The organism is Streptomyces sp. ActVer (assembly GCF_027270795.1).
In the GTDB taxonomy this organism is placed as follows: domain Bacteria; phylum Actinomycetota; class Actinomycetes; order Streptomycetales; family Streptomycetaceae; genus Streptomyces; species Streptomyces umbrinus_A.
In genome coordinates this window covers 1-10,284 of sequence record NZ_JAPWHT010000380.1, presented here as the reverse complement: position 1 = coordinate 10,284, position 10,284 = coordinate 1, and the positions used below count along the sequence as shown (strand labels likewise).

The 10,284-nt window shown below is 70.4% G+C and carries 8 protein-coding genes; 4 read left to right on the top strand and 4 right to left on the bottom strand.

Features of this window, described 5'->3' with window-relative positions:
• Positions 1–730 precede the first annotated feature (730 nt).
• The gene (locus tag O3Q52_RS40425) at positions 731–1,729 is read right to left on the bottom strand and encodes an RNA polymerase sigma factor RpoD/SigA (protein ID WP_269653545.1); all 999 of its coding nucleotides are present in this window, start codon (positions 1,727–1,729) and stop codon (positions 731–733) included.
• Between the two features lie 178 nt (positions 1,730–1,907).
• Between O3Q52_RS40425 and O3Q52_RS40420 the strand changes: the two genes are divergently transcribed.
• Positions 1,908–2,426, top strand: coding sequence for a GNAT family N-acetyltransferase (locus O3Q52_RS40420; RefSeq protein WP_269653544.1), 519 nt, complete (start codon positions 1,908–1,910; stop codon positions 2,424–2,426).
• A 66-nt stretch (positions 2,427–2,492) separates the two neighbouring features.
• On the opposite strand, the gene O3Q52_RS40415 is transcribed toward O3Q52_RS40420, so the two are convergent.
• Positions 2,493–3,293, bottom strand: a complete 801-nt coding sequence (locus O3Q52_RS40415; RefSeq protein WP_269653543.1) for a dioxygenase — start codon at positions 3,291–3,293, stop codon at positions 2,493–2,495.
• 150 nt (positions 3,294–3,443) lie between these two features.
• Here O3Q52_RS40415 and O3Q52_RS40410 point away from each other — a divergent pair, with 150 nt between their 5' ends.
• A complete protein-coding gene (locus O3Q52_RS40410; RefSeq protein WP_269653542.1) occupies positions 3,444–3,947 on the top strand; it encodes a MarR family winged helix-turn-helix transcriptional regulator in 504 nt (167 codons plus the stop codon).
• Between the two features lie 453 nt (positions 3,948–4,400).
• On the opposite strand, the gene O3Q52_RS40405 is transcribed toward O3Q52_RS40410, so the two are convergent.
• Together O3Q52_RS40405 and O3Q52_RS40400 are read right to left on the bottom strand one after the other, a co-directional pair.
• Positions 4,401–5,936 carry an MFS transporter gene (locus O3Q52_RS40405; RefSeq protein WP_189837034.1) on the bottom strand — a complete coding sequence of 512 codons (1,536 nt, stop codon included), beginning with the start codon at positions 5,934–5,936 and terminating at the stop codon, positions 4,401–4,403.
• 166 nt (positions 5,937–6,102) lie between these two features.
• The gene (locus O3Q52_RS40400; RefSeq protein ID WP_269653541.1) at positions 6,103–6,747 is read right to left on the bottom strand and encodes a TetR/AcrR family transcriptional regulator; all 645 of its coding nucleotides are present in this window, start codon (positions 6,745–6,747) and stop codon (positions 6,103–6,105) included.
• 264 nt (positions 6,748–7,011) lie between these two features.
• Between O3Q52_RS40400 and O3Q52_RS40395 the strand changes: the two genes are divergently transcribed.
• Together O3Q52_RS40395 and O3Q52_RS40390 are read left to right on the top strand one after the other, a co-directional pair.
• A complete protein-coding gene (locus tag O3Q52_RS40395) occupies positions 7,012–8,310 on the top strand; it encodes a M6 family metalloprotease domain-containing protein (RefSeq protein ID WP_269653540.1) in 1,299 nt (432 codons plus the stop codon).
• A 180-nt stretch (positions 8,311–8,490) separates the two neighbouring features.
• The gene (locus O3Q52_RS40390) at positions 8,491–10,167 is read left to right on the top strand and encodes an IclR family transcriptional regulator C-terminal domain-containing protein (RefSeq protein ID WP_269653539.1); all 1,677 of its coding nucleotides are present in this window, start codon (positions 8,491–8,493) and stop codon (positions 10,165–10,167) included.
• Positions 10,168–10,284 lie beyond the last annotated feature (117 nt).

Genomic DNA, 10,284 nt, shown 5'->3' with positions numbered 1-10,284 from the left:
CCCCTGAGTAAGGGACGATGGGGGTCCCCCCGCTCGAGCGAAGCCGAGAGTGGGGGAGGGTAGGGGCGGCGGGGGCGGAAAACCCCTGGGCCGCCACCCGTGAGGGCAGAGTTTGCCCGCGTGGCACAATGTGCCACCCGGGTCACCCCGGGGTTCAGGTCCGGGGTGGCCCGGGCAGCCATGCCCGGGCCACCGCACTCCCGTGCCCAAGCATCCGCACCCGCACCCGCACCCCCAAAGATGGAGCCGAGCCCCGGCGCCAGGGGGGGGGGAGGCGCCGGAGCTCGGCTCTGGGAGAGTCCCGGCGCCGGGGGGGTGTGCGTCGGGACTCGGCTCTGTGGGCCCTGGAGTCTTGTGCCCCGGGGCCGATGTGTTGAAGCGGCGGTAAACGGACTTCTGTACGACTTCGTTCGAGACCTGACCCGGCCGCCCCGCAAGGCACGGTCGACCCCGGTCCGAGGTACCTGGCCCGGTAGGACCGCCTGCCCCGGCGGAGCGAGGCCAATCCTCCCGACGACAGTGAATTTCACCGCCCGGGACCGCCCGCCCGGAACGGGTTCCGCTGCCGTCGCGGGAGGCGTCCCGCCCGCTTCCGGCAGACAGTACACACCCGCCCCCGCGAAACCGGTCACAACCGCCCGGCGCGCGATACGCGCCCCCGGCCGGAGGCACCCACCACAGGGCGTGCCCCGGCCGCCGGCGGCCGGGGCACGCGGCCGCCAGGGGCAGCCTACGCGGCGGCGTCGAAGCCCGTATCGCGGGCCAGCTTCTTCAGTTCCAACAGCGCGTGCTTCTCGATCTGGCGGATGCGCTCGCGCGTGAGGCCGTGCTCCTTGCCGACCTCGGTGAGCGTGCGCTCCCGGCCGTCCTCGATGCCGTACCGCATCTTGATGATCGAGGCCGTGCGCTGGTCGAGGCGGCCGATGAGGTCGTCCAGCTCCTCGCTGCGCAGCAGCGTGAGCACGGACTGCTCGGGCGAGACCGCCGAGGTGTCCTCCAGCAGGTCACCGAACTGGGTGTCACCGTCGTCGTCCACCGACATGTTCAGCGAGACCGGGTCACGGGCCCAGTCCAGCACGTCGACCACGCGCTCCGGCTTCGTGTCCAGCTCCGCCGCGATCTCCGTGGGCTCCGGCTCACGGCCGTGCTCGCGGTTGAACTCGCGCTGCACACGGCGGATCCGGCCCAGCTCCTCCACCAGGTGGACGGGGAGGCGGATGGTGCGGGACTGGTCGGCGATGGAACGGGTGATGGCCTGACGGATCCACCAGGTCGCGTACGTCGAGAACTTGAAGCCCTTGCGGTAGTCGAACTTCTCGACGGCTCGGACCAGGCCCGCGTTCCCCTCCTGGATCAGGTCCAGGAGCGGCAGGCCGCTGCGCGGGTAGCGGCGGGCGACCGCCACGACCAGGCGGAGGTTCGACCGGATGAAGATGTCCTTGGCCCGCTCGGCGTCGGCGACCAGCGCTTCGAGCTCCTCGCGGGAGGCCTTCACCTTTGTGTCGGTGACCTCGCCGTCGAGGATCTGCTGGGCGTACACGCCCGCCTCGATGGTCTGGGAGAGGTCCACTTCCTTGGCGGCGTCGAGCAGCGGTGTGCGCGCGATCTCGTCGAGATACATGCCGACCAGGTCGCGGTCGGCGATCTCGCCGCCTACGACGCGAACACTGCGTGCCGCGTCGGTCCCGCCCGAGGCGGACTTACGACGGGCGACGGCACGGGTTGCCATGCGTGCTCCCTTGCGATGGTGGGCTTGCGGGTCCTAGTGGTTCTGGTGGTGGCTCGGACACCCTCCCGGGTGCCCTGCATCCGATGGAAACAACGACTGGAATCCGGACAGAATTCCCAACGCGCTACTCGATTTTTCTGATCTTGCAGTACCCTGTCCGGCCACCGGGGGAGGGCAGATGTCGTCGGAACGTACAGAGGTGCAGGTCAGACCGGGAGTCGAGAGCGATCTCGACGCCCTCACTGACATCTACAACCACTACGTGCGTGAGACGCCGATCACGTTCGACACAGCGACCTTCACTCCGGTGGAGCGCCGCCCTTGGCTGCTCTCCCACCCTGAAGACGGCCCACATCGGCTGATGGTTGCCACGGCCGGGGACTCACAGCGGATTCTGGGCTACGCCACATCCAGCGCTTTCCGGCCGAAGCCCGCGTACGAGACGTCCGTGGAGGTGACGATCTACCTCGCCCCGGACGCCGGCGGCCGGGGTGTCGGCACGCTGCTCTACAAGGCCCTGTTCGGGGCTCTCGCGGACGAGGACCTGCACCGGGCCTACGCGGGGATCGCCCAGCCCAACGAGGCGTCCGTGCGACTGCACGAGCGGTTCGGGTTCCGGTACGTCGGTACGTACCGGGAGGTGGGCCGGAAGTTCGGGCGGTACTGGGACGTGGCCTGGTACGAGAAGGAGCTCTGAGGGCTCCGCACCATGGCCGGGCCCCGAGCGCCTCGCCCGGGGCCCGTACGCCGAGGCCCGTCGGGCTCAGCCGAACTGCACCGACCTCTTCGCCAGGCCCAGCCAGAAGCCGTCGATCACCGAGCGCTGGGCGTCCAGCTCGCCGGAGGCGTCCGCCGCGCCCATCGTCACGAACAGCGGGGCGAAGTGCTCGGTACGCGGATGGGCCAGCTGTCCCGCCGGGGACTTGTGGAGGAAGTCGAGGAGGCCGTCGACGTCACCCGAGTCCAGGGCCCGGTGGCCCCACTCGTCGAACTCCGCCGACCAGCCGGGGATCCCACCCTGCCGCAGGGCCGCCAGGTTGTGGGTGAAGAACCCGGAACCGACGATGAGGACGCCCTCGTCGCGCAGCGGTGCCAGCTTGCGGCCGATCTCCATGAGGCGGACGGGGTCGAGCGTGGGCATCGAGACCTGGAGCACCGGGATGTCGGCCGCCGGGAACATCTCCACCAGCGGGACGTACGCGCCGTGGTCCAGGCCGCGGTCCGGGATGTCCTGGACGGGCATGCCGGGGGTGCGCAGCAACTTGCGTACGGACTCGGCGAGTTCGGGTGCGCCGGGTGCCTCGTACCGCACCTTGTAGTAGTGCTCGGGGAAGCCCCAGAAGTCGTAGACCAGGGGGACGGTCTCGGTGGCCCCGAGGGCGAGCGGGGCCTCCTCCCAGTGCGCGGAGATCATGAGGATCGCCTTGGGGCGCGGCAGATCCTTGGACCAGGCGGCGAGCTGGCCGGGCCAGACCGGGTCGTCCGCCAGCGGCGGGGCGCCGTGGGAGAGGTAGAGGGCGGGCATGCGCTCCACGACGGCTCGTTCCTCGATGGCGGCGGACATGGCGGCGGCTCCCTTGGGGACTCGTTCTACCGGTTCGGCCGATTGCGTCCGACCTCGGTCGAGGGCACTTACTTGAAGTATCAACCTCTACAAAGTGAGGATACTCCCCATTTGTTTAACGTTCAAGGAGGGGTCTCGTACAGTAGATGCATGAACACGGCATCCGCTGACGAGCCGCGCTGGCTCAGTGACGAGGAACAGCGCACGTGGCGTGCGTACATTCATGCCACCACCCTTCTTGACGACCATCTCGACCGCCAGTTGCAGCGTGATGCGGGCATGCCTCACATCTACTACGGCCTGCTCGTCGGTCTCGCCGAGGCGCCGCGTCGGCGGCTGCGGATGACCGAGCTGGCGATGAAGGCGAAGATCACCAGGTCCCGGCTCTCGCACGCGATCGCGCGGCTGGAGAAGAACGGGTGGGTGCGGCGGGAGGACTGTCCTTCGGACAAGCGGGGGCAGTTCGCCGTGCTGACGGATGAGGGGTACGAGGTTCTGATGCGGAGTGCGCCCGGGCATGTGGCGGCGGTCCGGCAGGCGTTCTTCGACCGGCTCACCGTCGATCAGCAGAAGGCGCTCGGCGAGGCCATGCTGATCATCGCGGAGGGGCTGCAGCCGGAGGGGGCAGGTGCGGACCTGCCCTGGCTTCGGTAGGGGTCGCCGCGTTCGTTTCGGGTGCGGGCTCGCTGTGGCTGGTCGCGCAGTTCCCCGCGCCCCTGAAAGATTGCGCCGTTCCCCGCGCCCCTAAAACTGCGCCGTCCCCACGCCTGAAAAGCCGCGCCCTTCCCCGCGCGCCTGAAAAGCTGCGCCGTTCCCCCGCGCGCCTAAAAGACTGCGCCGTTCCCCGCGCGCCTGAAGACTGCACCGTTCGCCGTGCCCCCTCAAGGCCGCTCACGCGGTCCCGGGCATGGATCTGCCCCGGCTCCACCGCTCTCGGAGCCGGGGCAGATCCCGGTTCGTACGTATGAAGGCGTCCCCACCCCTGCATACGTACGAGGTCAGTGGGTGGCCTCGTTCAGGTCCGGGCGAGCCCCTTCAGGGGCGCGGGGAACTGCGTGGTCGGCCACAGCGGACCCGCAGTCTCATGACCGCGCCCCAGCGAAGCGCCTAGTGGGCGATGACCGGGACCTTCAGGTCGTCCTCGGCGCCCTCGACGGAACCCGCGGCCGCCGTGGAGTCGGGGCTTCCCGCGTTGATGAAGGTGAAGGCGATTCCCGCGGCGACGACGAGGATGCCGACGGCGAACCAGATCGCGTTGGTGTAGCCGTGCACCTGGGCCTGCAGCTGGACGAGCTGCTGCTGGGGCTGGGTGGTGGCACCGGCGATGTGGTCCTTGACGTACGCCGTGGTGGCCGACGCGGCGATCGTGTTCAGCAGAGCCGTACCGATCGCGCCGCCCACCTGCTGCGAGGTGTTGACCATCGCGGAGGCGACACCGGAGTCACGCGGCTCGACGCCCAGCGTGGCCAGGGACATGGCCGGCATGAACGCCGTACCCATACCGAGGCCGAGCAGCAGCATGGCCGGCAGGAGCAGGGCCGCGTACGAGGAGCCGATCTCCATCTGGGTCAGCAGCAGCATGCCGGCCGCGGCGACCAGGAAGCCCGGGCCCATCAGCAGACGCGCCGGGAGGCGGTTCATCAGCCGGGCGCCGATCTGCGTGGAGCCCGTGATCATTCCCGCGATCATCGGCAGGAAGGCGAAACCGGTCTTGACCGGCGAGTAGCCCTTCACGATCTGCAGGTAGTAGGTCAGGAAGAGGAACAGGCCGAACATCGCGATGATCGCGAGACCGAGCGAGAGGTAGACACCGCCACGGTTGCGCTCGGTGATGACGCGCAGGGGCAGCAGCGGGGCCTTGACCTTGGACTCGACGAGGACGAAGGCCGCGAGGAGCACCGCCGACGCGACGAACAGGCCGATCGTCATGGAGTCGCCCCAGCCCTCGGACTCGGCGCGGGTGAAGCCGTAGACGAGCGAGACCAGACCGAGGGTCGACAGGACGACGCCCGGGATGTCGAGCGGCGAGCGGTTGCGGCCGGCCGGCTCACGGATGACGAAGTACGCACCGGCAGCGGCGACGACCGCGAACGGGATGTTCACGAAGAACGTCCAGCGCCAGTCCAGGTACTCGGTGAGGAAGCCGCCGAGGATCAGGCCGACGGCGCCACCGCCACCGGCGATCGCACCGTAGATGCCGAACGCCTTGGCGCGCTCCTTGGAGTCGGTGAACATCACCGCGAGCAGCGAGAGAGCGGCGGGCGCGAGCAGTGCGCCGAAGGCACCCTGCAGTGCGCGGGAGCCGAGCAGCATCGCCTCGTTGGTGGCGGCACCGCCGAGGGCGGAGGCGCCGGCGAAGCCTATGAGGCCGGTGACGAAGGTGCGCTTGCGGCCCCAGATGTCGGCGATCCGGCCGCCGAAGAGGAGGAGTCCGCCGAAGGCGAGGGCGTAGGCCGTGATGACCCACTGCCGGTTGCCGTCGGAGATACCCAGGTCCTGCTGGGCCGAGGGCAGCGCGATGTTCACGATGGTCGCGTCGAGCACGACCATGAGCTGGGCGAGCGCGATGAAGGTCAGCGCTTTCCAGCGGTTGGAATCGGGGGCCTGCGCCGTACCGGCGGTGGCCTGGGCTGTTTCAGACATGGAGGTACCCACTTCGGGACTTCGGATCGAAAAAGGCAGTGAGAGGGCGCGGCACGTCGTCGGTGACGGCCGGGGTGTTCGGTGAGTTCGGTGCGTAAGTGGGGTTACGCGCGTACTGGTCGGGTCATCGCTGGTAGGGACCGCCGCAAGGGGCGGAAGTCATCGGTCAGCCTTGGCGCAGGTCCTCCATGGTCGCGGTCATGCCCGGCAGCTCGGATCGGGCCGGGGCCCGCAGACCGTCCAGGAACAGCTGCAGGTGGCGGTGGACGAACCGGTCGAAGCACAGGGTCGCGGTACCGGCCGGGGGCCTGCTGAGCTGGGCCACGGCGATCATGAGGTCGCCGACGCCCACGTCGGGTCGGAGCTGTCCGGCCTCGCGGGCGCGGGCCATCAGCCGCTCGGCCAGTTCCTCGATCCGCTCACGCGCCGCCTCCAGGTCCGGGTGGTGCTGGTCGAAGGCGCTGGACATCATCGGGCAGAGGGCCGAGAGCCGCTCGTCGGCACAGGCGTGCACGAAGCGCGAGAGCGCCTCGAACGCGTCGCCCGTCTCGGCGAGCGCGAGTTCGGCCGCCTCCGACGTGCGGTCCATGACCGAACAGACGACCTCCCGCACCAGTGCGTCCCGGTCCGGGAAGTTGCGGTACACCGTGGCATTGCCGACGCCGGCCCGGCGAGCGACCTCGTCGAGCGGCACGTCGGGGCCGAACTCCACGAACATCTCGCGGGCGGCGGTGACGATCCGCTCCCGGTTGCGCAGGGCGTCGGCGCGCGGCCGGGTCACCTTGTGCTGTACGCGGACTGCGGTCTCCACGGCGTACTCCTTGAGCCGGTGGGTGCGATCCGGGGATCCACTCCCCGTTTCGCTCGGACACATGGCTAAACGGGGAAACGATCCCCGGTTATTTCCCAACCTCGAAGAGATTTGATGTGACCCGCGTCACACCCCTTCAAGGGTCCCGCGAGCAAGAAACCCACGATCGGGCTCCTCCAGCGCGCGCCCGCGCATCCGGCGGCACAGGGTGATCGAACAGGGTGCAGCCACACCGGCCGGCTGCCTGGAGCGAAAGGCCCCTGCATGCAGCCGACCAGCCGTCGGATATCCCCGCGCCGCCGCGCCGCAGCCTTCGCCTCGGTCACCGTCCTCACCCTGGCGGTCAGCACCTCGGCCGGGACCGGACATCTGACGACCGGTGCCACCACGGCTGCGGGACCCATCGCGCTGGCGCGCTCCTCCCCCCTCGGTCCCTGCATGATCAGCGGCTCGATGGGCGTGCAGATGTCCGAGGGCATCCCCACCCCGGCCGGCTACTCGCGCTCCACCGGCACCGTCCGCGCCCTGAACCTGATGGTCGACTTCTCCGACGCGAACGGCGAGGGCAGCGCGCTCGACCGCTTCGGTGAGTTCTTCCCGCAGACCACCAACTGGTTCCGCACCAGTTCGTACGGCCGCCTCGACTACCGACCCGAGGCCCCGATACCCGGCTGGCTGCGGATGCCCAAGTCCTTCGAGGAGTACGGGATAGAACGCGGGGCCCCCTTCGACCCCGGCTACCGCGAGCTGGTCCAGGACATCGTGGCCGCGGCCGATCCGAAGGTGGACTTCAGGGAGTACGACCTGCTGAACGTCCTGCTGACCCCGAACGCCGGCCCCTCCGCCCTGGACACGGTCCTGTCGGTGACGTTCGCGGGCAACACGGAGGCGCCGGTCGCGGACGGGGTGCCCGTCGCGAACGCGTCGTTCGTCTACTCCCGCCAGGACGACGGCTCCGGCTCGTACGACGAGACCGGCTACCGCGTACTCCCCCACGAGAACGGCCATGTCTTCGGGCTGCCCGACCTCTACACCCAGGACGGGGGCGCCGCGGTCGGGCACTGGGACATCATGAGCGAGGACTGGGGGGCCGACAACGACCTGCTGGGCTGGCACAAGTGGAAGCTCGGCTGGCTCGACGACGCCCAGGTCGGCTGCGCGTCCGCGGCCGGCACCACCGAGCACGTCCTGACCCCGCTGGCCGAGCCCGGCACCGGCGGCAAACTGGTCTTCGTCCCCGTCGACTCGAAGACGGGGTACGCGGTCGAGCTGCGCACCCAGACCGGCAACGACGACGCTGTCTGCAAGACGGGCGTGCTCATCTACAAGGTCGACGCGAACGTCGACACCGGCCGGGGCCCGATCACGGTGATCGACTCCACGAAGGACAGCGGCGGCTGCACCCGCAGCCCCAACGTCCACGCCGAACTCTCCGACGCGGCCTTCTCCCCCGGCCAGTACTTCAAAGACCTCAGAGCCGGCATCCGCATCACTGTCGCGGGCGCCGACGCCACGGGCAACCACCAGGTGTACGTGACCCGCGACCGCCAAGCGGCATCGTGAGCTGCGGCTTGTGGGCGGAGATGTGGCGCCCCTTCAGACGGCCGTGCCCCTTCAGGGGCGCGGGGCTGTGACATATGCGGCTCCGCCGCGTGGGCCCGACCAGCCACTGACGGCCCGCAGCTTCGGCACGACCGTCCGCCCCCATTCACTACCGTGGTCCGCACACCGTAATGGGGAGCCATGCCACCGACCCACCTCACACCCGCCAAGCCCGACGCAGTCGGCCCCGCAGTCGTACCCGTCGAGGCAGTGGCCCCGCTGATGCGAGGCATCACCGTCCTGCTCCGGCTCACCGAGGCAGGCGGCACGTCGAGCCTCAGCGCCCTGGAGAAGGCCACCGGCCTCGCCAGATCCACGGTGGACCGCATCGCGGCAACACTGGCCCGCATGGGATACGTACGTCTCGACGGCCGGGACGCCGTGCTCACGCCGCGGCTGATGGAGCTGGGCAACGCCTACCTGGCCGCCCTGCGGCTCCCCCGGCTGCTGGACGGGCGGGCCGACGCGCTCGCCGACGAACTGGACGAGTCGGTGTCACTGGCGGTCGGCGACCGGGACGGCATCCGCTTCATCCACCAGGCGACCCGGCGCCGCGCGATGTCGCTGAGCTTCCGCATCGGCGATCTGCTCCCGGCCGAACGGACCGCGCCGGGCCCGCTGTTCGCCACGGGGTGGACCGACGAGGACTGGACGCGCTGGCGCGAACGGCGGGCCGCCGACCCCGAGGACCACGGTTTTCCCGCCGTGCCGCCCCGCGAACACCCCACCGGGGACGACGAGTTCGAAGAGCGGACGCGTGAGGCGGCAGCGCGTGGCTGGGCGCTCGACGACCAGTTGATCGAGCCGGGCCTGGTCGCGGTCTCCGTGCCCGTACGGGATCGCGGTGGGCGTATCGCCTGTGTGGTGAGCGTGGTGAGCCACACCAGCAGGCACACCGCCGGCTCCCTGCGGGACACCCTGCTGCCCCGGCTGCGGGCGACCGTGCGCGCGATGGAACGGGATCTGCGGGACGCCCCCGCCCAGCAGCCCGCCGCACGCGCCGGACTCGCCACCTGGACCGGGGCCTCGAAGCAGGAACTGGGCCGGGAGTTCGTCGAGTCGCTGGCCCGCGGGCTGACCGTGATCACGGCGTTCGGCGAGGGCCGGGCCGAGCTGACGCTCACCGAGGTCGCGCAGGCCACCGGGCTCGCGCGGGCGACGGCCAGGCGTGCGCTGATCACGCTGGAGCACCTGGGCCAAGTGGCCGCACACGGGCGGACGTTCACGCTGACGCCGCGCGTCCTGGCCCTCGGCTTCCCGCCGCTCTCCCGCACGACGCTTCCGCAGATCGCGGCCCCGCATCTCGCCGAACTCGCCGGCCGGCTGCACGACTCGGCGTCCCTCGCGGTCCTCGCGGGCGACGAGATCCAGTACACGGCCCGCGTCGCCACCAGCCGCATCATGAGCGTCAACATCACTGTCGGCACGCGCTTCCCCGCCTACGCGACCTCGCTGGGCCGGGTGATGCTCGCCGACCTCACCGCGGCCGAGCGGGGCCCGCTCCTGACCGGCCTGCACGCGCTGACCCCACTCACGGTCACGGACCCGGATGCCCTCGCGGCCACCCTCGATCGCGTCCGGGAGGCCGGATACGCCCTCGTGGACGGGGAGTTGGAGGAGGGGCTGCGGTCGATCGCGGTTCCGGTGCGGGATCGTGCGGGGCGGGTCGTGGCGGCCGTGAACGTGGCGATGCACAGTTCTCGGCGGACCGTTGAGCAGTGTGTGGGTGAGGTGTTGCCGGAGTTGGCCGCGACGGCCGGGCGGATCGAGGGGGATCTTCGGGTGGCCGGGCGGTTTACCCGGGTGCCGGTCGCCTAGCCGGCGGGGCACGCGACAACCCCGCAGCGCTTCGCGCGATGGGTTGTGGGCAGCTGCGGGTCCGTGGGGGCTGGTCGCGCCCCGCGGCGGAGCCGCAAATGCTGCTGCCCCGCGCCC

Coding starts and splice junctions, on each gene's coding strand:
- O3Q52_RS40425 (WP_269653545.1), bottom strand. CDS start 1,729: ATGGCAACCCGTGCCGTCGCCCGTCGTAAGTCCGCCTCGGGCGGGACC.
- O3Q52_RS40420 (WP_269653544.1), top strand. CDS start 1,908: ATGTCGTCGGAACGTACAGAGGTGCAGGTCAGACCGGGAGTCGAGAGC.
- O3Q52_RS40415 (WP_269653543.1), bottom strand. CDS start 3,293: ATGTCCGCCGCCATCGAGGAACGAGCCGTCGTGGAGCGCATGCCCGCC.
- O3Q52_RS40410 (WP_269653542.1), top strand. CDS start 3,444: ATGAACACGGCATCCGCTGACGAGCCGCGCTGGCTCAGTGACGAGGAA.
- O3Q52_RS40405 (WP_189837034.1), bottom strand. CDS start 5,936: ATGTCTGAAACAGCCCAGGCCACCGCCGGTACGGCGCAGGCCCCCGAT.
- O3Q52_RS40395 (WP_269653540.1), top strand. CDS start 7,012: ATGCAGCCGACCAGCCGTCGGATATCCCCGCGCCGCCGCGCCGCAGCC.
- O3Q52_RS40390 (WP_269653539.1), top strand. CDS start 8,491: ATGCCACCGACCCACCTCACACCCGCCAAGCCCGACGCAGTCGGCCCC.